Annotated in this window: 23 protein-coding genes and 1 riboswitch; of the genes, 21 read left to right on the forward strand and 2 right to left on the reverse strand. The window is 51.8% G+C overall.

Features of this window, described 5'->3' with window-relative positions:
* Window positions 1–46 precede the first annotated feature (46 nt).
* Genes QNH46_RS08060 through QNH46_RS08070 form a run of 3 tightly spaced genes read left to right on the forward strand, consistent with a single transcriptional unit; the run spans window position 47 to window position 2,436 of the window.
* Window positions 47–409, forward strand: coding sequence for an arsenate reductase family protein (locus QNH46_RS08060; RefSeq protein WP_283927645.1), 363 nt, complete (start codon window positions 47–49; stop codon window positions 407–409).
* 58 nt (window positions 410–467) lie between these two features.
* Window positions 468–1,337, forward strand: a complete 870-nt coding sequence (locus tag QNH46_RS08065) for a 5'-3' exonuclease (protein ID WP_283928383.1) — start codon at window positions 468–470, stop codon at window positions 1,335–1,337.
* The gene (locus QNH46_RS08070) at window positions 1,330–2,436 is read left to right on the forward strand and encodes a phosphodiester glycosidase family protein (protein WP_283927646.1); all 1,107 of its coding nucleotides are present in this window, start codon (window positions 1,330–1,332) and stop codon (window positions 2,434–2,436) included. The genes QNH46_RS08065 and QNH46_RS08070 overlap by 8 nt, the downstream gene beginning before the upstream one ends.
* Here the strand turns inward: QNH46_RS08070 and QNH46_RS08075 are convergent.
* The gene (locus tag QNH46_RS08075; RefSeq protein ID WP_155609345.1) at window positions 2,426–2,728 is read right to left on the reverse strand and encodes a DUF3055 domain-containing protein; all 303 of its coding nucleotides are present in this window, start codon (window positions 2,726–2,728) and stop codon (window positions 2,426–2,428) included. The genes QNH46_RS08070 and QNH46_RS08075 overlap by 11 nt on opposite strands.
* Window positions 2,729–3,009: 281 nt before the next feature.
* Between QNH46_RS08075 and QNH46_RS08080 the strand changes: the two genes are divergently transcribed.
* Window positions 3,010–4,014 (forward strand): HRDC domain-containing protein, encoded by a 1,005-nt coding sequence (locus QNH46_RS08080; RefSeq protein WP_283927647.1) that lies wholly within the window; start codon window positions 3,010–3,012, stop codon window positions 4,012–4,014.
* A gap of 85 nt (window positions 4,015–4,099) precedes the next feature.
* Here QNH46_RS08080 and corA read toward each other — a convergent pair whose 3' ends face one another.
* Complete coding sequence (gene corA, locus QNH46_RS08085) at window positions 4,100–5,035, reverse strand: magnesium/cobalt transporter CorA (RefSeq protein WP_283927648.1); 936 nt, start codon at window positions 5,033–5,035, stop codon at window positions 4,100–4,102.
* Between the two features lie 445 nt (window positions 5,036–5,480).
* Window positions 5,481–5,605: riboswitch (SAM riboswitch) on the forward strand.
* A 136-nt stretch (window positions 5,606–5,741) separates the two neighbouring features.
* Between corA and metA the strand changes: the two genes are divergently transcribed.
* The 17 genes from metA (at window position 5,742) to QNH46_RS08170 (ending at window position 26,086) form a co-directional block, all read left to right on the forward strand.
* Window positions 5,742–6,677 (forward strand): homoserine O-acetyltransferase MetA, encoded by a 936-nt coding sequence (metA, locus tag QNH46_RS08090; RefSeq protein ID WP_283927649.1) that lies wholly within the window; start codon window positions 5,742–5,744, stop codon window positions 6,675–6,677.
* Window positions 6,678–6,696: 19 nt separating this feature from the next.
* Window positions 6,697–7,884 carry an aminotransferase class I/II-fold pyridoxal phosphate-dependent enzyme gene (locus QNH46_RS08095; RefSeq protein ID WP_283927650.1) on the forward strand — a complete coding sequence of 396 codons (1,188 nt, stop codon included), beginning with the start codon at window positions 6,697–6,699 and terminating at the stop codon, window positions 7,882–7,884.
* Window positions 7,877–9,067, forward strand: a complete 1,191-nt coding sequence (locus tag QNH46_RS08100; RefSeq protein WP_283927651.1) for a trans-sulfuration enzyme family protein — start codon at window positions 7,877–7,879, stop codon at window positions 9,065–9,067. The genes QNH46_RS08095 and QNH46_RS08100 overlap by 8 nt, the downstream gene beginning before the upstream one ends.
* Before the next feature lie 200 nt (window positions 9,068–9,267).
* A complete protein-coding gene (gene mqnC, locus QNH46_RS08105) occupies window positions 9,268–10,404 on the forward strand; it encodes a cyclic dehypoxanthinyl futalosine synthase (RefSeq protein WP_283927652.1) in 1,137 nt (378 codons plus the stop codon).
* 148 nt (window positions 10,405–10,552) lie between these two features.
* Window positions 10,553–11,455 (forward strand): putative sporulation protein YtxC, encoded by a 903-nt coding sequence (locus QNH46_RS08110; RefSeq protein WP_283927653.1) that lies wholly within the window; start codon window positions 10,553–10,555, stop codon window positions 11,453–11,455.
* Between the two features lie 395 nt (window positions 11,456–11,850).
* The gene (gene thrS / locus QNH46_RS08115; protein WP_283927654.1) at window positions 11,851–13,788 is read left to right on the forward strand and encodes a threonine--tRNA ligase; all 1,938 of its coding nucleotides are present in this window, start codon (window positions 11,851–11,853) and stop codon (window positions 13,786–13,788) included.
* Between the two features lie 213 nt (window positions 13,789–14,001).
* Window positions 14,002–14,556: a 3D domain-containing protein gene (locus QNH46_RS08120; RefSeq protein WP_430691925.1), complete on the forward strand. Its 555-nt coding sequence runs from the start codon at window positions 14,002–14,004 to the stop codon at window positions 14,554–14,556.
* Between the two features lie 101 nt (window positions 14,557–14,657).
* Complete coding sequence (locus tag QNH46_RS08125) at window positions 14,658–14,819, forward strand: hypothetical protein (protein WP_283927656.1); 162 nt, start codon at window positions 14,658–14,660, stop codon at window positions 14,817–14,819.
* Window positions 14,820–15,024: 205 nt separating this feature from the next.
* Complete coding sequence (gene liaF, locus QNH46_RS08130; protein ID WP_283927657.1) at window positions 15,025–15,969, forward strand: cell wall-active antibiotics response protein LiaF; 945 nt, start codon at window positions 15,025–15,027, stop codon at window positions 15,967–15,969.
* A gap of 2 nt (window positions 15,970–15,971) precedes the next feature.
* Complete coding sequence (locus QNH46_RS08135; protein ID WP_283927658.1) at window positions 15,972–17,000, forward strand: sensor histidine kinase; 1,029 nt, start codon at window positions 15,972–15,974, stop codon at window positions 16,998–17,000.
* A 15-nt stretch (window positions 17,001–17,015) separates the two neighbouring features.
* Window positions 17,016–17,678, forward strand: a complete 663-nt coding sequence (locus QNH46_RS08140; protein ID WP_283927659.1) for a response regulator — start codon at window positions 17,016–17,018, stop codon at window positions 17,676–17,678.
* Between the two features lie 153 nt (window positions 17,679–17,831).
* On the forward strand, window positions 17,832–19,460 hold the full coding sequence (locus tag QNH46_RS08145; protein WP_283927660.1) for a S1C family serine protease: 1,629 nt from the start codon (window positions 17,832–17,834) through the stop codon (window positions 19,458–19,460).
* 194 nt (window positions 19,461–19,654) lie between these two features.
* Window positions 19,655–20,347 carry a response regulator transcription factor gene (locus QNH46_RS08150; RefSeq protein WP_280530398.1) on the forward strand — a complete coding sequence of 231 codons (693 nt, stop codon included), beginning with the start codon at window positions 19,655–19,657 and terminating at the stop codon, window positions 20,345–20,347.
* 2 nt (window positions 20,348–20,349) lie between these two features.
* Entirely contained in the window at window positions 20,350–21,807 is a 1,458-nt protein-coding gene (locus QNH46_RS08155) for a sensor histidine kinase (RefSeq protein WP_283927661.1), read from the forward strand.
* Between the two features lie 76 nt (window positions 21,808–21,883).
* Window positions 21,884–22,834, forward strand: a complete 951-nt coding sequence (locus tag QNH46_RS08160; RefSeq protein ID WP_213589062.1) for a 4-hydroxy-3-methylbut-2-enyl diphosphate reductase — start codon at window positions 21,884–21,886, stop codon at window positions 22,832–22,834.
* A gap of 272 nt (window positions 22,835–23,106) precedes the next feature.
* Window positions 23,107–24,888 (forward strand): sensor histidine kinase, encoded by a 1,782-nt coding sequence (locus QNH46_RS08165; RefSeq protein WP_283927662.1) that lies wholly within the window; start codon window positions 23,107–23,109, stop codon window positions 24,886–24,888.
* Between the two features lies 1 nt (window position 24,889).
* Entirely contained in the window at window positions 24,890–26,086 is a 1,197-nt protein-coding gene (locus QNH46_RS08170) for a response regulator transcription factor (protein ID WP_283927663.1), read from the forward strand.
* The last annotated feature ends 159 nt before the right edge of the window (window positions 26,087–26,245 follow it).

The following is a 26,245-nucleotide window of genomic DNA, read 5'->3' on the forward strand; positions in this document are numbered from 1 at the left end:
CATAGAGATGATAATTTTATTTATTGGATCAGGAGGTTGTGCAGCAATGAGTAAGCTGATTGTGTATCAATACCCGAAATGCAGCACCTGCCGCAGTGCGGTAAAGTGGCTGGAGGCGCAAGGCCATGAGCTGGAGCTTCGCGACATTAAGGAATCTCCGCCGGACGCGAAGGAATTGTCCGCTTGGATTGACCGAAGCGGTTTTGAACTGAAGAAATTCGTCAATACGTCTGGAGAGATATATAGACAGGAAGGATTAAAGGACAAGCTGCCAGGCATGTCCCGCGAAGAGCAGATCGCGCTGCTCTCATCCAGGGGAATGCTGATCAAACGTCCATTGGTCAGTGACGGCAAACAGGTCACGGTTGGCTTCAAGCCTGAAGAATATGAACGGGTCTGGGGCAATTAGCGCCAGGCCGCTATAGGGAGAGAGTAATTTGACGGTTATACCTAAGAGTAAAGACAGCATGCTGCTGGTGGACGGGATGGCGCTTATGTTTCGTGCATATTACGCCTCGGCTGCCACGGGCTATATACGCAGAACGAAAGCCGGACTGCCGACAAATGCGGTATACGGCTTCATGAGATATTTTTGGGACGCGGTGCAGAAGTTCAACCCGACCCATATCGCCTGCTGCTGGGATTTAGGCAGTAAGACGTTCCGGACGGAGCAATTCGCCGCCTATAAAGGCAATCGCTCCGAGGCGCCTGACGACCTGATCCCGCAGTTTGCGCTCATTCAGGAAGTCATGGATAGTTTGGGAATACCGAACGTCAGCGCTCCCGGATTTGAGGCGGATGACTGCATCGGAACACTGGCCACCCGTTTTAGCGAGCAGATGGACGTCTATATTTTAACGGGCGATCATGATATGCTCCAATTGGTCAATGAGACGACAAGCGTAATCATTATGAAAAAGGGTCATGGCAACTATAGTGTATATACCCCGCAAAGCTTAATGGAGGAGAAGCAGCTGGCTCCTGCCCAAATCGTCGATCTTAAAGGATTGATGGGGGATACGAGCGACAATTATCCGGGGGTTCGCGGCATTGGTGAGAAAACCGCGCTCAAGCTGGTGCTGGAGTTCGGTTCGGTCGACGGCATCCTTAGTAATCTGGATAAGCTCTCCAGGTCGATTCGCACCAAGATCGAGGCTGACCTCGACATGCTGCATCTGTCCAGGCAGCTTGCGGAGATCCGCTGCGACGTAGAGCTTGTATGCGATCAGGAGGCTTGCCGCCTAGAGCTGAACCATGCTCAAGTTGCCGCTAAATTCGAAGAATTGGAAATGGCAAGCATCATCAATTGGATGGGAGTGGCCGCGACTAATGAATAAGCGCAACTGGCGAAGAGGGGCCGCAGTTTGCCTTGCCGTTTTCCTGCTTGCCGGGCTTTTCACGGCTAGCGGGAGAATTGCGGCGGCAGCCCAGACTCCAAGCATCAAGCAAGAAACGAAGAAAGTGAAGGTCGGGAACAAGAGCTTCACCGTGCAAACCGTACGTATTCCAAAGGGCACGCCGGTCACGGTAGGGTTAGCCAAGAGGCAGGTGGGCAGCACGGAGGAATTTGCATCGATCATCAAAAGCTACAAGGCGGAAGCTGCGATTAATGGAGCTTTCTTTGAAGCTTACGGCGGGCCGCCAGATCCTTACGGTACACTGATCGCGGACGGTGAAGTGATGCACAAGGGCGGAAACGGCACGACGATCGGCTTTAAGAAGGACGGCACGGCAATCATGGACGAGCTGCGTATTTCCATTACCGGCACGGTCGTCTCTCCGGAAGGCAAGTCAAAGGGCTGGTATGCCACCTTCATGAACCGGGTGCCGCTTGCAGGAAGCAACGTCAGCATTATGTTTACGCCGGCCCGAGGCGGCAAGGTCGGATTCTCCGGCGGTCTGGCCGTTACGGTAGTCGAAGGCAAGGTCGCTAAAAATGAAGTCAACGCCAATGCCGACATTCCGAAGAACGGGTATGTGCTTGTCTTTACGGGAACAGAGAAGAACATGGCGGAGCGGTTTGTAATCGGAAGCGAGGTAGAACTGAGCCTCAGCTACAAAAACCCGCAAGGCGACCCGCTGCCCGCTTGGGAGGACGTCGTTACCGCTGTCGGTGCAGGGCCTCGCCTGGTGAAGGACGGCAAGGTTGCTTTGAATGCGGCTGCTGAGGGGTTCAACGATGCGAAAATATTGACCAGCTCGGCAGCCCGCAGCGGAATCGCCATCATGCCGGATGGTTCCATTATGCTGGCGACCGTCCCTGCAGCCACGATGAAGCAATGGGCGGATATTATGAAGACGCTGGGAGCGAAGCAAGCGATGAATTTGGATGGCGGAGCATCCTCCGCGCTTTATGGAGGGGGCAAGATGCTCACCACGGCCGGGCGGCATCTTAGCAATACCCTAGTCTTTAATTCAAAGGGCTTTAATCCGTAAAATAAGGATCACCCACAACCTGATACAGGAAGGATTTCAGCTCATCGGCTTCTTCCTCTTCCAGATTGTAGACATGCTCCAGATAGCCTTCCTCTTCCAGGTCATCCGTGCCTAGAATCGCTGTTTTGCCATTTTGCAAATCAGTAACGAGCTTCTTGCCGTAGAAGCGGTTGGTCGTAGTTATCGCCAAATCGAAGCGCTTTAGGGATGCTCCAATGAAGGTCACGAACCGGGTGGAGGTGCTTTCCGTGCTGTCGGACAGGAAGTCCAGCTCTTTGTGCGGGTTAGTCATTGATATTGCCTCCTTGAACAAATAGTGCGCATATCGCGTTTTGCATATTTTAGAATTAAGCTGCTGCTCCTAGATATTATAGCGGATAATGCAGCTAATGGGAAAAAACATGCCAGGCATTGACATACATCCTTAAAATGGTATCATTGGATATAACAGTATATGAATGGAGGAAGCACCTCTTCTGTAACTTTGCAGAAGGGGTGCTTTTTTTGCGTGCAATAGAAATGCTCCAGCCGGATGTCCGTTCAGGTACTGAATTTTAAGGGAGGGGAACGATCGTGAGAATTATATTTTTGAACAGTCTGGAGAAGCGGGAGGCCGGCGCCGTGGTCGGAAGCGCGCAGGTTTGGATGGGGGAGGAGGAGAGCATGTGGCGCATGGGGTGGAATGAAATTACGGCCGACGGCGAGCAGGAATACATCTGGTACGAAGGCTCGTCCTGGTCGGAGATGCTCCATGTCTACCGGCATCGCCTGGTTATCAAGCTGGGGGAAGGATTCCAGCCGACGGTCGAAGGCATTTGGGAGGATAAGGATCAGCTTCGCGGCAAGGCGATGACCGCCCAGAAGCTAATCTGTTATAGCGAAGGGCATCCGAATGAACCGGTCTATACCGAGCTGTGCAATTGGAGAAGGAAAAAAGCCTCCACGGAGCGCAAGGCGCCTTATTTGATCGCGAGCAATCGCCTGCTTAGGCTGATTAGCGTATTTCTTCCCCATACACTAGAGGAATTGCTGCAGCTGCCGGGGGTAGGCCAGAATAAAGCGGGGGAGTTTGGTGACGAGCTGCTGGAGATGACCCGGAGACACCCGCAGCCGAGTCCTTTCCCGCTGGATTGGGTTGAGGAAGAGGTCAGTCAGGAAACGCTCCGCTCCTGGTTGTATAAACAGAAAGAAGCGAAATTCCGGGTAGAAATGGAGAAATACGGCGTGCGCCGGAAGCTGCTTGAAGGCATTGCCGAGGGGTTGAGCGTGGAGCAGATTCGCGAGCGCGTGGCCATGGGCCGCCGGGAGGTGATTGAATTACTTGAGGAACTTGAGAAGGATGGATATAGTACTGAGCCGCTGGTGAACAAAGAATTGCAAGAAATGCCCGATGAGGAGCAGATGGCGGTCATGGAGGCTTATGAAGAGCTCGGAGACGCCTTCCTAAAGCCGGTGCTTCAGCGGGTCTATGGCCAGGAGGCCGCGGAGGCCGAGGATCGGGAAATGCTGTATGAACGTCTGCGCCTGATCCGGATTCGCTTCCGAAGGGCCAGAAGCACCGTGCGGGATGCGGGCTAGCAGCGGAGCGAATATACAGTCAGATGCAACCAAAAAGGACGAAAGCTGTCTCCGGGGAATACGGAGGCCTTCGTCCTTTCCTGTTTCAAATCCAGTCCCGCTTGCGGAACAAATAGTACATTCCTGCGCCGAGAACAATCATGATCCCGATCACTACGTAATAAGAATATTTCCAGTGCAGTTCAGGCATGTTGTCGAAGTTCATCCCGTAAATACCTGTAATCAACGTCAGCGGAATGAAAATCGTTGTAATTGCGGTAAAGACGCGCATAATCTCGTTCGCCCGGTTGGCGATCGAAGACTGGTAGGCTTCTCGCAAGTTGCCCATCAGCTCCCGGAACGTTTCAAAGTTCTCGGAGATTTTTACAGCGTTCTCGTATATATCTCTGAAATATTTCTGGAGCTGATCATCGATCAGGCGCAAATCCTTTTTGTTTAAAATATTGATAACTTCCTTCTGTGGCCCAAGCATCTTCTTCAGCCACAAAATTTCGCTTCGCAGGCCGATAATCTCGCTTAGATGAGATCGCTTCGTATGCATGAGGATATCTTCTTCCAGCTTCTCGATCTTTGCTTCGATCCGGTCGCTGACCGTGAAATAGTTGTCCACGACAAGGTCAATGAGCAGATACAGGAACCGGTCAGGCTCGCTGACCTCCTGCTCCCAAAGTATCGGCTTGACCGCGCGGAGCTCGTTGATTTTTTGGTTGGTTACCGTAATGATATAATGCCGGCCCAGGAAAATATTCAGAGCCCGCAGGAAGATCTCTTCATCGTCAAAGCGGATGCTGTTCACGACAATGAAATAGTGATTGTCATACGTTTCGATTTTCGGACGCTGCTCCTCTTCCGTTAAACAGTCTTCTACGGCCAGGTCATGCAAGGAGAACAGCGGCTGCAGTATTTGCAGATCCTCACCGTCCGCATCAATCCAGTAAAAGCCTTCCTCCGGTGCCGTGGTCGTTAGTTCCACATCATCAACCGTTGTAAATACGCCGTCTTTGACATGACGAATTTTCAAGGGTATCACTCTCCTTTTCCCCAAATCCCTCGGATAATATGCTCTAGGTTGAGCACAGGAAAAAGGACCAGCAGCCGGCAACGCCTAAACGGGCGTTTTATGAAAACACCGGGAAACGAAAACGAAAGAGCCCCAATTCATCCGTGAGCGCTCTGCTGATCGATTTCCTATGCCATTGTTGTTGTGGGGCAGTTCTCTGCGGACTCGGGTCGCCTTCCATAATCGGTTTCACCTCTTTGCTCATAAGCTGATTAACACTTGTCTAGTATAACCCTGACATATGACATGATCAAGCCATACCTAGCATATTGGGGCTATTTTTCAGCATATGGCGAAGACCTGCAGGTGGTGTCAAATCAGCGCTGGGTTCTTGACGGAAGCCTATTTATCCTTTAAAGTGATCTCAGGGAATGAAAGTGTTCCGTAAATAATTAAATATGGCGAAATCTTATCAAGAGCAGGTGGAGGGACTGGCCCGATGATACCCGGCAACCGGCGATTTAATCGTACGGTGCTAATTCTTGCAGATCCGTTGACGTATAGGCGTTTTCGGATTCTGAGAGATGAGAGAGGCGCATTCATGATATCGATGAAGACCTTTCTCTAAGCGAGAAAGGTTTTTCTTGTATCGGCTGCGTCCGCTTTCTACTATAGGATGACTGCGCACAACAACAACGTTTTGTCGAAAGAAGGAGTTGAAGAAAGTATGCCAATTAAAGTTCCTGATCATTTACCGGCAAAAGAAGTACTGGAGAACGAAAATATATTCGTGATGGATGAATCCCGGGCTTACCGCCAAGATATTCGTCCGCTGCGGATCGCCATTCTGAACCTGATGCCGACGAAGGAGACGACCGAGACGCAAATTTTGCGTCTGCTCGGGAATACGCCGCTGCAGGTGGAAATCGTTCTGCTCCATCCCCGGTCCCATACGTCCAAAAATACGCCCGCGGAGCATCTCGAAATGTTCTACCAGACGTTTGACGAAATCAAATCGCGCCGGTTCGACGGACTGATTGTTACGGGCGCGCCGGTCGAGCAGCTGGAATTCGAAGAAGTGAACTATTGGGAAGAACTGAAAGGGATCTTTGAGTGGAGCAAGACAAACGTCACTTCAACCCTGCATATTTGCTGGGCGGCCCAAGCCGGCTTGTACTATCACTACGGGGTCCGGAAGATCCCGCTTCAAGAGAAATGCTTCGGCGTGTTCCCGCACACCGTAAACATTCCCAACGTCAAGCTGCTGCGGGGATTTGACGAGGTGTTCCAGGTTCCGCATTCCCGGCATACGGACGTGGAACGCAGCGACATCGAGAAGGTGCCGGAGCTCGATATTCTGGCCGAATCCGAGGAAGCGGGCGTGTATCTTGTCGCGACGAAGGACGGCAAGCACATTTTCGTCACCGGGCATTCCGAGTACGATCCCTGTTCACTGAAATGGGAGTACGACCGCGATGTAGCGAAAGGACTGGATATTGCTCTGCCTGTCAACTATTTTCCAAATGACGATCCGTCCCGCACACCGAAGTCGACCTGGAAATCCCATGCAAATTTATTATTCTCCAATTGGTTGAATTACTATGTGTATCAAGAGACGCCTTATGATATCGATCAGCAGGGCGGACTCATTTATCATATATAGGCTGTGGAGGGATTGTTAAATGTCAGAGAAGAAGTACCGCATTGAAAGTGTACTTGCGCAGATCGGATCGGTTGAGGAGCCGGTTACTGGTGCAGTAAACTATCCGATCTATCAGGCAACGGCTTTCCGCCATCCGCGTCTCGGCCAAAGCACCGGATTCGACTATTCGCGGACGAAGAGCCCGACCCGTGCGGTGCTGGAGGAAGCGGCGGCCGCGCTCGAGTCCGGAGACGCTGGATTTGCCTGTAGTTCCGGCATGGCTGCGCTGCAGACGGTATTCACTTTGTTCGCCAGCGGCGACCATTTGATCGTATCGCTCGATCTGTACGGGGGAACTTACCGCCTTTTGGAGCGGGTATTGTCCAAATACGGAGTTACCGCATCTTATGTAGACACGAATGATTTAAGCGCCCTTGAAGAAGCTAAACAGCCAAACACGAAGGCGATAATCATCGAGACGCCTACGAATCCACTGATGATGATCACAGATATTAGAGCGGTCAGCCAGTGGGCACGTGATCACGGCCTTTTGACGATTGTCGACAATACGCTGCTGACTCCGTTCTTCCAGCGCCCGATCGAGCTGGGGGCCGACATTGTGGTCCATAGCGCGACGAAGTATCTCGGAGGGCATAACGACGTATTGGCGGGTCTTATTGTGACCAAAGGCAAAGAGCTGTCCGAGGAAATGGCTTTTCTGCATAATTCTATCGGGGCGGTGCTTGGACCAACGGATTCCTACCAGCTTATGCGGGGAATGAAGACGCTGGCGCTGCGTATGGAGCGGCATCAGAGCAATGCGCTAGCCATCGCTAAATATTTGCAGAACCATCCGCAAGTGACTGAAGTATTTTATCCGGGGCTGCCGGATCATCCTGGCTATGAGATTCAGAATGCCCAATCGAGCGGAAATACGGGAATTTTCTCATTTAAAGTTTCCGACGCGCGTTATGTCGAACCGGTGCTTCGCAACCTGAAGCTGATCGCCTTTGCCGAAAGCCTTGGCGGAGTGGAGTCTTTAATGACGTATCCTGCGGTGCAGACGCATGCCGATATCCCGGCTGAGGTTCGTGACGCTGTTGGTGTAGATGACCGCCTGCTGCGCTTCTCTGTCGGAATCGAGCATGTGGATGATCTTATCCAGGATCTGGAGCAGGCGCTGGAGGCAGCGCGGGCAGAAGTTGAAGGAGGCAGCAAGAATGAGTGATCAGGGCAACCCAATTGAATTATCGGGGGCAGGAAAAGAAGACAGGAAGTTCGATACGAAGCTGATTCATTTCGGCGGGGAAGTGGATGCTGCAACCGGCGCATCCAGCGTGCCGATCTATCAGGCGTCGACCTTCCATCACCACGACATCTATAATCCGCCTTCTTATGACTACAGCCGTTCGGGGAATCCGACCAGGCAGGCGCTCGAAGACTATATTGCCGTGCTCGAAGGCGGCCACCGCGGACTTGCCTTTTCCAGCGGAATGGCGGCGATCTCGACGGCCTTCATGCTGTTCTCGGCGGGGGATCATATCATCGTCACGGAGGATGTGTACGGGGGTACATATCGCCTGCTGACCGGCATCCTGAATCGGTTCGGAATCGAAGCAACCTTCGTCGATATGACGAAAATCGATGAAGTGAAGGCCGCGCTCAAGCCGAATACGAAGGCCGTTTATCTGGAGACGCCTTCCAACCCGACGCTAAAAATTACCGATATCGCCCAAGTAACGGAGTGGGCGCACGCCCATGACCTGCTGAGCATCCTCGACAATACGTTCATGACGCCTTATTATCAGCGGCCGATCGAACAAGGCGTCGATATCGTACTGCACAGCGCGACTAAGTTTTTGGGCGGCCATAGCGATGTTCTTGCCGGACTTGCCGTGACTAGAACAGAAACGCTGGGCCGCAAGCTGAAATATATGCAGAACGGCCTTGGCACCGTATTGGGCGTGCAGGACTCCTGGCTGTTGATGCGCGGAATGAAGACGCTCGGCGCGCGCATGGCGCACAGCGAGAAGAGTGCAGCGAAGCTCGCCAAGTGGTTAAGCGAGCGCAGCGACATCAAGGCCGTATTCTATCCCGGCCTGGCCAGTCATCCGGGACGCGAGATTCATGAGAAGCAGTCTTCAGGTTACGGCGCGGTTGTTTCCTTTGACGTAGGCTCCGCGGAGCGCGCCAAGCGTGTGCTTAGCAGCGTTAAGCTTCCGCTGGTTGCCGTCAGCCTGGGTGCGGTGGAGAGCATTTTGTCCTATCCGGCAATGATGTCGCACGCATCGATGCCTAAGGAGGTCCGTCACGAGCGCGGGATTACCGACGGCTTGCTTCGTTTCTCCGTAGGTCTCGAGGATATCGGCGATCTTCTCGCCGACTTGGAACAGGCATTGGAGAGGCAATAAATTGCCGCGTGATCCAGCAATAATAGATTCTATTTGTCTATATAGAGGAGCGGCATCCGATCTTGGATCGGGTGCTGTTTTTCTGTCTGGATTATGTTACGATAAAACCGTACTATTTAATTTCTAAATTTTTGATATTTATATCAGGGCAAGTGAAATAGAGCTCAAAGATCATTCTAAGGGAGAAGAGGAGGCAGCCCATGACTGCAATCGACGACATATTAGACAAAGCGCTTCGCGGAGAACGACTTGACCTGGAGGATACGATTGCTTTATTCGAATCTGACGAAGTAGAGAAAATGGGGCACGTAGCTAATATTCTGATGGAACGGATGCATCCCGAACCGGTAGCGACCTTCGTTATCGGACGGAACGTAAACTATACGAACGTGTGTGACGTATACTGCCGGTTCTGCGCCTTTTATCGCAGACCGGGGTCGGAAGAAGGGTATGTGCTTCCGGATGAGGTCATTTTTCAGAAAATCCAGGAAACGATCGATGTAGGCGGTACCGAAATTCTGATGCAGGGCGGTACGAACCCGAACCTGCCGTTCAGTTATTATACAGACCTGTTGAAGGCGATCAAGCAAAGATTTCCTGATATTACGATGCATTCCTTCTCGCCGGCGGAGATTATGAAAATGAAGGAAGTTTCGGACGGGTTGTCCTTGGAAGAGGTGGTTCGGCAAATTCATGAGGCTGGTCTCGACTCCTTGCCTGGCGGGGGAGCAGAAATTCTTGATGATCGGACGCGTCGTAAAATCAGCCGCCTGAAGGGCTCCTGGAGAGACTGGATGGACGTCATGCAAACGGCTCACCGGATCGGCATGAATACGACCGCGACGATGGTCATTGGTTTTGGCGAGTCGATGGAGGAGCGCGCGCTTCATCTGATGCGGGTCCGGGATGCCCAGGACGAGTGCCTGCAGAACGGCTATGACTCCGAGGGCTTCCTGGCTTTCATTCCATGGACGTTCCAGCCGGACAACACGAATTTGAAGCGGGAGAGACAGACTCCACGGGAGTATCTTAAGACTGTGGCGATCAGCCGGATCGTGCTGGACAACATAAAGAACATTCAATCGTCCTGGGTGACCATGGGACCTGAGATCGGCAAGCTGTCGCTTCAATACGGCTGCAACGATTTCGGCAGCACGATGATCGAAGAGAACGTTGTCTCCTCTGCAGGGGCAACCTACAAGGTCAATATCGAGTCAATTCTGTCTATTATCCGCGAGGCCGGCAAAATCCCGGCACAGCGCAACACGAAATATGAGATCCTGCGTGTATTCGATCAAGACAGCCAGGTTGAAAAAGACTTTGTCATGCAGAACTGATTTACTTCGTGATCAAAGGGTTACCTTTTCAGCACGGAAGCTGTTTGCCAAAACAATGGAATAGCTGTTGATGTTTCCATGGACCGTCCCGTATATCTGCTACCTCCTCACCATATACTTTGAAAAGGAAGCGGAAAGGGGCGAGTTCATGGATTTTTTTACAATTAGCACGAATGTCGCATCCGCGGCGTCAGCAAGCCAATTCGCCGAGTATATGCAGCGGTTGACCAAGGGTTTACATAAAGGGAGCATCAGCTCCGGATTTGTATATATGCCCGAACACGCTAGAGCGGAATGGAGCATTAGCCTTAAGCCGAGAAAAGGCTCCCAGTCCGCATGGAGTAAGATAACGCTTGAATTGGCTAACGCTGTCGCGGAGTATGTCGTTGATGTTAAGGAGCCGGGAATTGTCCGCAAAATTCTCACGAAGAATTATGAACTCGATGAAAGCGAAAAGCAGGCCATAGAAGCGATATATCGCAGGTTTCTAACCGCGGAAGAAGGACAGGCCGAGGCTAGAAATGCGCGAATTATGCTTGTCGAAGCAGCGTTTCTGCAAATGCTCGAGCAGCAGGAAGCGCTTGATCTTGACGGTTTTATCACCTTTAGGCTGCAGGATTACGGGTTGAAGCTGCGCGAAATGATTGATTACGCGGTGGAGGAGTTTTTGCTCGACAAGCAGTATGAGGATTTTATCGCGCTGCTGCAATACTTCGTGTATTTTCAGGAGCCGCTTACGCCGTTTATTCACGTTATGCACAAGCGAGGCAGCGAATTCGTCATCTTGAACGAAGGGTTAAACCAAATTGAAGTTTCGTCCGGAGACGTCGTCATGCGCCTGGCGGATCAGGAGCTGCAGATGGAAAATATGATCGTCAGCACGCTGATATCCTTGTCTCCGGAACGTATTCTTCTGCACACCTGTGAACCGGAAGCTTTGGCGATAAAGACGATCCGGCAAATTTTTGGGGAAAGAGTGGAGCTCTGCCTGCGTTGTCCGCAGTGCAAGGATTTCCTGCAGGAAACGAGGCAGCGCGATCAGGTTAAGTAACGTCGGACGAACCAGGGTTCTTGACGGTACCCCTCGTTAGCATTATAATTACAAATATTCAAGCGAAAAGCGTTGACAAAGACATGAACCAGAAATGCGAACGGTACAGAGAGAGGGAACGGTCGGCTGGAATTCCCTTCGGAGTCGGTTTTGGTTTACCCCTTTGTAGCTGTATTCCCGAACTTTGGGCTATCGCCCGAATATTAAGGAATGCCGGTTCATTACCGTTATATAATGCCTAAACAAGGACTTGTTCCAATGCTGTCTTGCTGCGGCTTGCGAACGGTCGAATGAGGGTGGAACCACGGGTATATAACGCTCGTCCCTTTCCGGGACGGGCGTTTTTTGTTTGTCCGCTCCGGCAATGAATTACGAAACTAAGGGAGGAACAGAAAGTGGCAGTATCAATTTCATTACCGGACGGCTCAGTTCGGGAGTATGCAGACGGAAGCACTCTGGAGGATGTGGCGGCATCGATCAGCAGCGGCCTGCGCAAAAATGCGCTCGCGGGAAAGCTGAACGGTTCAGCCGTTGACCTGAGTACGAGATTAAAAGACGGCGCAGCGGTCGAAATCATTACGCCGGATTCCAAGGAAGGCCTTGAAATCATGCGGCACAGCACGGCTCATCTTCTGGCGCAAGCGGTCAAGCGGCTGTTTGGCAACAAGGAAGTCAAGCTGGGCATCGGTCCGGTCATCGAAGACGGTTTCTATTACGATATGGACCTGGAGCATCCGATCAATCCAGAGGATCTGCAGAAGATCGAGAAGGAAATGGAACGGATTATCGGCGAGAATCTGCCGATTACGCGCCGTGAAGTGAGCCGCGAGGAAGCGGTGGCGATTTTTACGGAGCTGGGCGATCCTTATAAATTAGAGCTTATTCGCGATTTGCCTGAGGACAGCGTACTGTCCATTTACGATCAAGGCGAATTCTTCGATTTATGCCGCGGGCCGCATGTGCCGTCTACGGGCAAAATTAAATCGTTCAAGCTGCTGAGCGTGGCGGGAGCCTACTGGCGCGGCAACAGCGACAATAAAATGCTGCAGCGTATATACGGTACGGCCTTCTTCAAAAAAGCCGACCTGGATCAGCATTTGCATATGCTCGAGGAAGCCAAAAAACGCGATCACCGCAAGCTCGGCAAAGAGCTGAGCATCTTCACCTTCTCGAATCTCGTAGGCCAAGGTCTGCCGATCTGGCTGCCAAAGGGCGCAACCTTGCGCCGCACGCTGGAAAGATACATCGTTGATATCGAGGAGCGCCTGGGATACCAGCACGTGTACACTCCAGTGCTCGGTAACGTGGAGCTCTATAAAACTTCCGGCCACTGGGAGCATTACCAAGAGGACATGTTCCCGCAAATGGTTATGGACAATGAGGAGCTTGTGCTTCGGCCGATGAACTGTCCGCACCATATGATGGTGTATAAGAGCGAGATGCACAGCTACCGCGATCTGCCAATCCGCATCGCCGAGCTTGGCATGCAGCATCGTTATGAAATGTCGGGCGCGCTGACTGGCCTGCATCGCGTGCGGGCGATGACGCTGAACGATGCACACATTTTCTGCCGGTTGGATCAGATTAAAGACGAGTTCAAACGCGTGCTCGCCTTGATCAGACAAGTTTACAAAGATTTCGGCATTAACGATTACCGGTTCCGCTTGTCCTATCGTGATCCAGAGGATACCGAGAAATATTTCAAGGACGATAATATGTGGAACACGGCACAGCGCATGCTGCGCGAGGTCGTCGAGGAGGAAGGTCTGCCGTTCTTCGAGGCGGAAGGCGAAGCCGCCTTCTATGGACCGAAGCTGGATGTACAAATCAAAACGGCTCTTGGCAAGGAAGAGACTTTATCCACCGTGCAAATCGACTTCCTGCTCCCAGAGCGCTTTGAGCTCGAATATGTCGGTGATGACGGCGCCAAGCACCGTCCGGTCGTATTGCACCGCGGCATTCTCGGCACGATGGAACGCTTCACGGCCTTCCTGCTGGAGAATTTTGCAGGCAATCTTCCGCTCTGGCTCGCTCCAGTGCAAGCGAAGGTCATTCCGGTATCCAGCAATTTCGAAGCCTATGCGCGCGAAGTAGAGGAAAAGCTGCTTGCCGGCAGAATTCGGGCCGAAAGCGATCTTCGCAACGAGAAGCTGGGATACAAAATCCGCGAAGCCCAGCTGGAGAAAATACCTTATATGTTCGTTGTCGGCGAGAACGAGCAAAGGGAAGGAACCGTCTCCGTGCGTAAACGCGGCGAAGGCGATCTCGGTGCGAAGTCGCTGGACGAAGTCATTTCCATGCTGCAGGACGATATTCAGAACCATAAGATATAGGAAGATGCATTAGGTCTAGCAAAGGTATAAACCTTGGCGCATGTGGACATCCTCTGGAATAAGGGAGGAGATTGTCACATGCGCCAAACTATTTTTTGGGATCGGCTTGGTATGTGTTGTACGCTGATATTCGTGCTTGTGTCATCGATGAGTAAGGATAGTACGGTTTATGCCAATCCGGTTCAGCAGCAAAATTATGAACAAATCGCGGCGATGAACACGTTTAAGACGACTGCGATCCTAGCTCGGCAGGGAGTTATTCCACAGCCGGTATATATTACAAGCTCATCGGAGCAGCACGATAAAAGAGCGGGCGCCAATGCTGGAGAAAAGACGGCCAAAGCGAAATTTCAAACGGTAAAAGTGGTAGCTACCGGTTATACGGCGGGTTATGAATCTACAGGCAAACGGCCCAATCACCCGGGATACGGCATCACTTATTCCGGAGTCAAGGTGCGCAGGGACAAGGATACCATTTCGACCATCGCCGCCGATTTAAAAGTGTTTCCGCTCGGGACGATTTTGTATATCCCAGGTTATGGATACGGTGTTGTAGCCGATAAGGGATCAGCGATCAAAGGAAACAAGATCGATCTGTATTTTACGACGACCAAGCAGGTATTTAAAGAATGGGGCAAAAAGGAAGTCGAGGTGCAGGTGATCCGTAAAGGCACGGGCAAGCTGACGGAGGAGATGTTCCGCGAGCTGGGTAAGGCGCTTGAGGTGAATAAGGAAATTCCCGAGGATATTTGGGACGAGGCGATTTGATTGGAGTTGGTATAATATCGCTACCCGGGTTGCATAATACGAATGCATCCACGCAATCGCTGCATGTCATGCACGCGACGGCTTAAGGGAGGTGAATATAGATGCCAAACCAAAATCAAAAGAATGCAGCTTCTCCAGGCTACAAAACGCCAAACGAGAAATACAATGAAGAATTCGCTGAAGAGAGCATGGCAACGGTCGCTCAAAAAGCGAAAGCTTCCCGCAAGGCTGTTTCGAACCCAAGCAATCAAAGCGGAAAATAAAGCAGCACGAGCGTCCTGAACGGGGCGCTCTTTTTGTTGTTAGAAGCCATTTATTTTTGAATACATACCAGCAAATGGAATCATATCGGTCTTGGGACGGAGAGGGTTTTCCATCTGCCGCCGCTGTCCCTTCCCTGCAGGATGGTGTACACTTAGAACAGATTCAAGGAATAAGTTCGTGCTTCTTAAGATGGAGGGAATGTAAATGAAAAACGACATGTCAGGCCGAATCTTCGGAGGACTTGTGCTTATTGGAGTCGGCGTCGTCTTTTTGCTGAATCAGCTCGGCTACACCGATATTAGTCTCGGCTATTTGTTTTCCACCTATTGGCCCGTATTTTTGATTATGGCCGGAATATTGCAGCTTGTGAACAGGGAGCGTGGCGACTCCAACTTCGTTTGGAGCCTAGTTCTGATCGTATTAGGCGTGTACTTCCTGGGCAGAAATATGGGATTTCTCGATATTGCTGCATCCGATTTCTTCAAAATGTTTATCCCGGTCATGCTCATTATATTCGGTCTATCCATTCTGTTTAAACCGAGGGATCGCCGGGAGAAAAAAGAGGAGCTGCCTCCTATACCGCCGCCCCCGGTAGATAATCCATTTGAGACGCCGATCGATCCGGCCTTTCATCCGGAAATGGAATCGCCGCTTGATAAAATCTTTGGTACGCCGAACAAGGCTGACGCGCAGTTTGGTGAGAAGCCGCAGGACAAGAAGATGAACTATGATACTTTTCACGGCAGCAGTACGAAATCCGGGAAGCGGGAAGTGATTACAAAAGCCGGGTTTATTGGCGACGTTCATCTCGGACAGGATTATTTTCAATTGCAGCCCATGAATATTTCGCATTTCATTGGAGATACGATCATCGATTTGACGAAAGCGCAAATCCCCTACGGGGAAACCAAAATCAATGTATCGGCATTTATCGGCGACGTGAAGGTATTCATTCCGGAGGATATGGATATCGGCATTACTGCCACCTCCAGCGCGCTCATTGGCGACCTGAAGGTGCTCTCGCAAAAGCGCGGAGGCTTCTTAAGCAACGTAAATGCCCAGTCGCCGCATTACGGGGAGGCTGGCAAGCGGATTAAACTGGTCGTCAGCGTGTTCGTCGGCGACGTAAAAGTAAACATGGTGGGCTGATTATGATCGTGCAGCGTATATTAAAAAATACAAAATGGGAGCTGCTGCTCTACTTCCTGTTGACAGGGAGCCTGACGGCAGTGGCTCTCTATGTCGGCTCGATCTTCGGAGCTGTCCTCGTGATTGATCCTCGGGTATGGATTTACATCATCGCGGGGATTCTTGTGTTTATTCTGATTATCGGATATATCGCCGGACAGCGCATACAGCGGCGGCTGGATTACCTGCATTTGAACATGCTTCAGGTAGCAAAGGGAAATCTGGCGGTTCGCATGCCGGATACGGCTGACCAGACGTTTTCCGGCGTCTACCAGGAATTTAACAATATGACAGAGGCCGTCGAGAAGAAGATGAAGCTGCTCCAGCAGTTCGGAGAGCAGGAAGTGATCGAGAAGGAGCAGGCTGCGGAGATCGCGGTGCTGGAGGAGCGAAGAAGGCTTGCACGCGATTTGCACGACACGGTAAGCCAGCAGTTGTTCGCGATTCATATGGCGGCTTCCTCTTTGCCGAAGGTATTGGAAATGAACGAAGCCCAGGCGAAGACGGTGCTGGACCAGTTGATTCAAATGTCCAACATGGCTCAGAAACAGATGCGTTCGCTCATTGCGCAGCTGCGGCCGATGGAGCTGGTGGGCAAGACACTTGCTGAGGCGCTGGATCAGTGGTTTCCAGATTATTGCCGGCAGAACGGGCTGCGGGGTATGAAGGACATGGATTTGCAGGGCGATTTATCCGAGGCCAAGGAGCACCAGCTGTTCTTGATCGTCCAAGAGGCGATGGCGAATATCGTCAAGCACTCCGGGGCCAAGCTGGTCAGCTTGTCGCTGAGGGAAGGGCCGCGGCAGGTCGTACTGAGCATTAGCGACGATGGACAAGGCTTCTTCAGCAACGGAGCACAGAAGCAGGGTTCATACGGGCTTACGACGATGAAAGAACGCGCGGAGAAGCTCGGCGGCAATGTCGAGATTATTAGCAAGCCGGGGGCAGGGACGACGATTCGCGTTCATATTCCAAAGTTTGAAGAAGAGTAGAGGGGAGAACGGCAGATGAGCGACAAGAAAATCAGAGTAATGATCGTGGATGATCATGATATGGTGCGCATGGGCCTCAAAACATATTTAATGCTTGATCCGGGCTTTGAGGTCGTAGCGGAGGCCAGCGATGGCGATCAGGTTGTCAAGCTGCTGGATCAAGGCATCGAGGGCGGGCTGCCGGATATCGTCCTGATGGACTTGATGATGCCCTCCATGAACGGGGCTGAAGCGACGAAGGAGGTGCTGGGCCGATATCCGGAAATAAAGATCGTTATCCTGACGAGCTTTCTCGAGGATGATCTTGTCGTTCAGGCGATTGAATCGGGTGCGGTCAGCTATGTGCTGAAGACGGTTTCGGCCGCCGAGCTCATTTATGCCTTGCAGGGAGCATATCGGGGCATGCCCGTTATGACTGGAGACGTCGCCCAGGCGCTAACGCGCGGGCTACGCCAGCGCACCGTGCAGGGTGATGATTCCGGCATGACCGAGCGGGAGAAGGAAGTTCTGATGCTGATTGCCGAAGGAAAGAGCAATAAAGACATCGCCGAGGAGCTTCACATCAGCATCAAGACCGTGAAGACCCATGTCAGCAATCTGCTGATGAAATGCGAGCTGGAGGATCGGACACAGCTGGCGATTTATGCCCACCGGCAAGGATGGGTGACAGGTTTCTAGCATGACTTGCTCTGCTACAGAAGCATAATAGTGGGTTGTTTCAGGCTTTTATCTCCTTTTTAATTGTTTTTAAGGTACGTTTAAGGTTTATAGTACAAAATAAGAACAGTAAACAAGAACCCCAGCAAGGCCGGGGGCAAGGAGGTATTCACCATGGACGATCAAAAAAATAAACCGGGTCAAGGCTTTGGAGAGAACGGAAATGACAAACCGCAGCAAACTCCGGAGTCCGGCTCGTCCTCTTCATATTACTATTCATACGGACCTTTTCAATCCTATGGCAAAAACGGCGAGAAATCCGGGCAAGGCCCATCCTACGAGCGCCGTCAGCCGGAGGAGGTAGAAATCACCAGGCCGCAGCCAGTAAAGCCAATCCCTACATCTTCTTTTACGAGCTATAATTCTACGGAAGGCTCGCCTGGCGCATTTGGCGGCAGCGGTACGGGAAATTCGGCACCGCCAGCAGCAAGAAACAACAACTGGCAGTACAATGAACGGCCGAAGCGCTCGTCCTTCAAATCGGTATTGGCGGGCATGCTGGCAGGCATGCTGATTCTGACCGGAGCGATGGTGTTCGCAGACCGGACCAATCTGTTCACGCCTGAATCAGCAGCGCATGTTCCAGCGGCAACGGCACCGGAATCCAAGACGGCGGCAGGAGACGGCGGCTCATCATCCAAGACTTCGACAGCTGTCTTCCCGATGACAAATCCCGGCGACGTTACCAGTGTCGTGCAGCAGGCTAGTCCTGCAGTCGTGAAGATCGAGACTCTCGTTAAAGCCGGCAGACAAAGCCAGCGGAGCCAAAGCAACGATCCGTTCTACCGCTTCTTCTTCGGCGACGACCTGTATGGAAACAATGGAGGCGGCAGCGGCGGGGGCAGCTCCTCCAATTCGAACCAGCTGGTGCCAACCGGTATCGGATCCGGCTTCATCTTCGATAAGACGGGTTACATTCTGACGAACGAGCACGTCGTGCATAATGCCGATATCGTTCAGGTAACACTTCAGGACAGTGAGAAGCCTTATGAAGCGAAGGTGCTTGGTACAAGCTATGAGCTTGATCTTGCCGTGCTCAAGATCGAAGGCGACAGCAATTTTCCTTCCATTCCGCTCGGCAACTCCGACAACACGCAAGTAGGCGAATGGCTGGTAGCGATCGGCAACCCGCAGGGCTTTGACCATACCGTTACGGCAGGGGTTCTGAGCGCCAAGGAAAGAGGCGGTATCCGCATCGCTGGCGAGAATGGCGAGAAGGACCGGGAATACGAGCATTTGCTGCAAACCGATGCATCGATCAATCCGGGGAACTCTGGAGGGCCGCTGCTGAACCTGAACGGGGAAGTTGTGGGAATTAACGTGGCGGTGAGCTCCGATGCTCAAGGGATCGGATTCGCGATTCCGACGTCAACGGTGTCCGAAGTGCTGGATAAGCTGAAGAATAACGAGGAAATTCCGAAGAAGCCGGTGCCGTTCATTGGGGCTACCCTGATGACAATGACGGATGAAGTGGCGAAACAGATGGGAACCGATGTGAAGGAAGGCTCCGTCGTCTCTGATATTGTCTACAAATCTCCGGCATACAATGCGGATCTTCGTCCATATGATATCATCACCGGAGCAGACGGCAAGAAATTCGTGACGAAGGAAGATCTCATCGCTTATATTCAGAAGCAGACCGTAGGTACGGTTGTTACATTTAACATCGTGCGCGACGGCAAGAATATCGATCTGAAGGTGACGATCGGCGACAAAAACGAGTTTCCTAACCTGCAGCAATAAAACCGGATGAGAAGTCTGCAGAAACAAAGAGAGGCGGCACGGCTAATTTGCCCTGCCGCCTCTTAATATAGCCGATAAGGTATGAACGGACGAAACAAGCAGACATTTGTTGTACAATATAGATATGAACAATGGTACTAGCCGCAAGACGGAAGTTAAGCTGACAGCGGCTTTGGTAAAAAGGAGAGATGGCCGTGAGATCGGGAATACTGGTAATCGATGACGATGAGAAGATTACTTCCATGCTCCGCCGGGGCCTGGCATTCGAAGGGTATGACGTCTATACAGCGAATGACGGGATGGAAGGCCTGTCGATGCTGCTGACTGCAGATCCGGATTTGATCATATTGGACGTGATGATGCCGAAGCTGGACGGATTCGAGGTGTGCCGCCGGTTGAGGGAAGGGGGCAGCACGGTTCCCGTACTTATGCTGACGGCGAAAGATGAAGTGGAGAACCGGGTTAAGGGGCTGGACACCGGAGCAGACGACTATTTGGTGAAGCCGTTTGCGCTTGAGGAGCTGCTGGCCCGGGTACGCGCGCTGCTGCGGCGCAAGGATTCCACAGGAGGAGAGGCGGGAAGCCACAGGCTGATCTTCGAGGATGTCATTATGGACATGGATTCGCGCGAGGTGCTGCGCGGCGGCCAGCGGCTGGAGCTGACGGCCAAGGAGTTTGAGCTGCTGCATCTGTTCATGCAAAATCCGAAGCGGCTGCTGACGCGCGATCTGATTATGGACAAAATTTGGGGGTATGACTACAGCGGCGAATCGAACGTGCTTGAGGTGTACATTGCAATGCTCAGGCAGAAGACGGAGGAGCATGGAGGGAAGCGCATCATTCAGACGATCCGCGGCGCCGGCTACATTCTGAGAGGGGATTCCTAGGCATGTCGATCCGGTTACGTCTAACAGCATGGTATACGGGGATTTTAGCGATTACGCTGATTATGTTCGGCGCATCGATATATGGAATAGTACGGTATAACATTTTTCTGGAAGTGAAGAAGAAGGTCGAGGAGCACGGGGCTCAGATTGAAAAATCCCAGAACGTCAGCCTGTCTCAAGGACTGGATTTGCAAATGGACCGAAGCCAAATTCTCCGTTTGGAGGATGCCCGCATCTTCTGGCAGCTGAATAACTATGTCAAAAATTCCACGCGCATTTCCGAAGGCATGCTGAACCGCGAAATGGTCTTCCCGGTTCCTGACATCGATCAGATCGGCAAAAAAGGTGTGTTTCAGAGCATTACCATCAATGGAAACTCTTATATGCTGTATGAAAGGCCGCTTGTTTACGGCAATACGATCGTCGGTCTGCTCCAGCTTGCCGCGGATACCAATGCGGAGAACCGGATCATGGATCAGCTGAAAACCGTGCTGCTGTTCGGATCATTTATTACGATTGCCGTAGCAAGCACATTCGGCTTATTCCTGGCCCGGCAGTCGATGGCGCCCATCGGCAAGGTTATCGAGGCGGCTAATGGGATTCAGAAGGGGACGGACCTGAGCGTCCGCATTGAATATGATGGACCCGGCGATGAGATCGGCAGGCTGATCGGCACCGTAAACAACATGCTGGCCCGAACAGAAGGGTTCTATAAGGAGTTGGATGAGGCGTATGCGAACCAGCGCCGCTTCGTATCCGATGCTTCGCATGAGCTGAGAACGCCGCTGACGACCATTCGGGGGAACGTTGATCTGCTGAAGAAAATCTGGGTCCGTGAGGGCGAGGAGCCGGGGGCGATGGATGAGGAGCAGCTCCGCAAATTCTCTCTGGAAGCCGTAAGCGATATCGCCGACGAGTCCGAGCGGATGAGCCGCCTGATCAATGATATGCTGTCGCTCGCCCGGGCCGATGCCGGCCAGACGATCGAGAAGCAGCCGCAGTTGCTGAGCCCGATCGTGGAGGAGGTCGTACGACGGGCCAATTTCTTGCCGCGCAAGGCTTTATGGCTGCAGGGGGATTTAACGGCCATCCAGGACGCCTGCATCGACGGCAACAAAGATTATCTGCAGCAAATGCTGTTCATTTTTATTGAGAATGCCTTTAAGTATACTCCCGAAGGGCAAGTCGTCATCGATGCAGTCAAATCGGGCAATCAGGTCGGCATCCGGATCAAGGACAGCGGAATCGGCATGGATCGCAGCGAAATTCCGCAGATTTTCGAACGCTTCTACCGGGCGGATCCATCCCGGGGAGTCACTCAGGGTACGGGGCTCGGCCTTTCTATTGCGAAGTGGATTATCGATGAGCATCAGGGCTCGGTCGAAGTGGTTACCCGGCGCGGCGAGGGAACAACTTTTGTGATCTGGCTCCCTGTTGTCTTTAATGACCAGCCGGAATAGGCTATAATTAAGATTGTTGCCCTTTAATCAGGATCCGGTTCGGATATGAGGGAACAAGAAAGCGAGGGTGCAAATCATGGAAGTGATCAAAATTTCGCCGCGCGGTTATTGTTACGGGGTCGTAGACGCGATGGTGCTTGCCCGGCAAGCCGCCAAGAATCTCGATTTGCCGCGGCCGATATATATACTGGGAATGATTGTCCACAACAGTCATGTGACCCAATCCTTTGAGGATGAAGGAATCATCACGCTTGACGGGCCTAACCGTCTGGATATACTCAGTCAGGTGGAGAGCGGCACGGTGATTTTTACCGCTCATGGGGTATCGCCTGAAGTGCGGAAAATCGCCCGTGATAAAGGGCTGACTACGGTTGACGCCACTTGCCCGGACGTGACCAAGACGCATGTCCTGATCGAGGAGAAGGTTGCGGAAGGGTACGAGATCATTTACATCGGCAAGAAAGGACATCCCGAGCCGGAAGGGGCGATTGGGGTTGCGCCAGAGCACGTGCATTTGATCGAGAAGGAAGAGGAGATCGATGCTTTGAATATCGCTTCGGACCGGATCGTCATCACGAACCAGACGACGATGAGCCAATGGGATATCAAGCATATCATGAAGAAGCTGCTGGAGAGGTTTCCGGGAGCAGAGATTCATAATGAAATATGCCTGGCAACCCAGGTGCGGCAGGAGGCGGTAGCCGAGCAGGCCGGGCAGGCGGATCTCGTTATCGTTGTAGGCGATCCGCGCAGCAACAACTCCAACCGTCTCGCCCAAGTGTCGGAGGAGATAGCCGGGGTAAAGGCTTACCGGATTTCCGATGTTACCGAACTGAAGCGCGAATGGCTGGAGGGAGTCGGCAAGGTGGCCGTCACCTCGGGGGCGTCTACGCCGACGCCGATTACGAAGGAGGTTATCGCTTATTTGGAGCAGTATGACCCGAATAACGCGGATACCTGGGAGATTGTACGGACGGTGAACATGCAGAAGCTGCTGCCGCCCGTGAAGGCTGCCAAGAAATCTTAATATGGAATCATTCCTAAGAAGCCGTCTCGATGGCCGGGTATTTTGGCCGGAAGAGACGGCTTTTTGCTGTTATTCGCCGCGGGGATGGAACGAGAGCAGAATGTGTTCATAAAGTCATAAAAGTGTTGTAAATAGCATGGTTGGTCTATTGCCATTCCCTGTTGGAATTGTGACCGCATAAAACGGGTGGAAAAAACAAAATTTGCAGATGGATAATGGATCCTGTCCCGATTAGACTGAAAGAAAGACAACGAGAGTATGGGGGCTGAATTATGCTTTGGAAGCGGCTATCTTATCATCATAAATTATTTATTGTGCTCATTATCGCCAGCAGTTTGCCCGTCTTATTGCTGGGAACGATCGCTTACAAAAAATCCTCGGAAACTTTAATGCAGCAGACAGAGCAGGACTTGCAGATTATTGCCGGGCAATTGATTACGGCGATCGAGAAGCAGGTTAGCGACTTCGACCGCTTCAGCATTTTGCCTTACTATATGCCGGAAGCGTTTACAATATTTAATCAGCCTTACGTTCCCCAGGAAGAATGGGGCTCCGCAGAGCTGAATGCGCAGAAACAGCTCATCCGCTTGATGAGCGCGTATCCCTCGATTAACAAGTCGATTAAAGGAATGGTGTTCTATGGAATGAACGAAAGCATTAGCGGTTATCGGCTCAGCGGCTCATCTACAATGAACAAAAATTATGATGTGAGTGAAGAAAAGTGGTACCAGGAGGCTCTGGAGAAAAACGGGGGATTTGTCGTCTCGGGCGTACACGATGTTAAGCAATTCGAAGGAGAAATATTCAAGGCCGTAACGGTGTCCAGATTGCTGCTGGATGAGCAAATGCGGCCGCTTGCCGTCATTGCTATCCACATTTCTCCCGATTTCATCGAGAGAATCATTACCTCCTCACAGCTCCGCGATACGGTCGTAACGGTCGTCGATGCGGACAATCAGCTGGTCTATGCTTCGGACGAACAATTGGCGGCTCATTTGCTGGAGCATCCTCTGGAGAGCGGTGCGGATGGAACGTGGGTTGCCGACAGCAGTCTGGAACAACGAAATGTCAAATACAGCGGCGTTGTACGGGTGAACAAGTATTTAGGCTGGACGATTTATATGGGCAAAAATCAAACTGATATCCTGCAGGGAACGAGCAAGATACGCCAATATACCGTCGTAATCGCCATTGTGCTGATGTTCGCCTCGGCGGCGGTATCTTGGCTGCTGGCCAACGGCTTGGCTGGGCCGATTCGCCGCTTAATCCGTTCCATGCGCAATGTGGAGACCGGCCGATTTGAAATTCTTGAGGTGCCCAACCGGTATGACGAAATCGGCCAGCTGCATTTAAGCTACGTCCGGATGGTCAAACGTCTAAATGAGCTGATCCACTCGATTGCCGAAAAGGAAAGGCAGAAGCGAAAGGCGGAGCTGTATGCGCTGCGGGTCAGAATACAGCCTCACTTTTTGTATAATACGCTGAATTCCATTCGGATGCTGGCCATATTGCAGCAGTCTCCGCAAATCGCCAAGCTGATCCATTCATTAAACCGTTTGCTGCAATCCTATCTCAAGCTGAATGATGAGCTGATGCCGCTGTCCAGAGAAATCGAGCTCCTGCAGGACTACGAGAAGCTGATGGATTTGCGGTATACGAATACTTTTGAAGTGAAGTGGGACATCCCTGATTCGTTGGCGGATGCAGGCATACCGGCTATGCTGCTTCAGCCGGTTTTGGAAAATTCAATTTTTCATGCTTCCAGGGGACTAAGCCGTATTTTGATGATTATCGTCAGGGCGCGTCTGTTGGAGGATGGCCGTACCTTATGCATTGAGATCATGGATGACGGAACAGGAATCACCGAGGAGCAAATCGAGAACCTGCTGCAGGAAAGGCGGGAAGACGATTGCGCCAATATTGGAATAAACAATGTGAATGACCGGATACGGCTGTGGTTCGGCCAAGAATACGGTCTGACGCTGAGACGCTTGGAGCCGGGAACGGCAGTTATAGTTACGATACCCTATAAACCGGTAAGGAAGGAGATTTAGGATGTGGAATCTTCTTGTCGTTGAGGATGAAGCGATTGTCAGAATGGGATTGCGTTACATGGTGGATTGGGAGGCGCAGGGCGTATGCTGGAAGGCTGAGGCTTCCAATGGAGAAGAAGCGGTGAAGGTACTGGAAGCTGAGGACATCCACATCGTGATGACCGACATCCGTATGCCTGGCATGGACGGGCTCGATCTAGGCAGGTATATCCGCGAAAAACACGGCGGGCATATACAGGTTATCTATTTGAGCAGCTATGACGACTTTCCCTATGTAAAAGAGGCGATTCGCCTTGGAGCGCTGGATTATCTCCACAAGCCTACCATGGACGAGAAGGAAGTGACAGCAGCGCTTCGCAAAGCTATTCAGCTGTTGGAGCAGAGCACGGCGAGGGCTCCTGAAAGAAAATGGTCAGAGGATGAGCGGAATGACTGGCTCGTTTCTTTGCTGGATGATTACACATATCCCCAAAAAATGCTGCTTCCCGAGCTTACGGAAGGACAGTTTAACGAGGGGCTGTGGATTACCGCGATGCGGCTTCGCGATGATGCAGCTGACCATATGGCCGCGGCCCCTGCCAGGGATCATCTCAAATTCATGTCCATTCGGTATTTGATTGACGAATACGTAGCCAGGGACTGGGGAGGTATTGTGTTTCACCGCAATCACCGCGAAATACTGTGGCTGGCGCCGGCCAAATCCAAGGAAGGCCTGGAGGATCACCAGAGCAAGGAGCAGTACCTGGACAGGCTGCGGAGCAAAGTTTTCGAGCTGCTCAACGCCTCAATCATTTACTCCTGCAGTTCGGTCTATGATGATTTTCGGCAAATACCGGAAGCATACCTGGAGGTTGAGCTGAAGTTCCCGGTGAATCAGCAGAGCGACAGCCTGCATGTCAGGTTAGCTAAAGAATATGTCGACAACCATCTGTTAGAGGATATTACCTTGATGAAGGTAGCGGAATCCATTCCGATCAGCTCGAGTTACTTGAGCCGGATTTTCTTGAAGGAAGTAGGAGAAAGTTTTAGCGATTACGTCATACGCAACAAAGTGATATACGCCCAAAAGCTGCTGCGGGAAACGAATAAGAAGATCTACGAAATCAGTGAAATTCTGAGTTATACGAACCCGCACTATTTCAGCAAGCTGTTCAAGGAACGAACCGGTATGACCCCGCTGGAGTATCGGAACCGTTAGTGCATAGGAATGTAGGAAACAGCATGATTCGTCTATTTTAGGAGAAAAATGCCCGGTTTGCGGGCGGAACAAGACGATATGATCGCGTAGAAAATGACATGCTTCCCTCATACCCGGCACGGCTTCTCGGTAGTAGACTTAGAAGCAAGCCAATAGGCA

Source organism: Paenibacillus woosongensis (genome assembly GCF_030122845.1).
GTDB lineage: Bacteria > Bacillota > Bacilli > Paenibacillales > Paenibacillaceae > Fontibacillus > Fontibacillus woosongensis_A.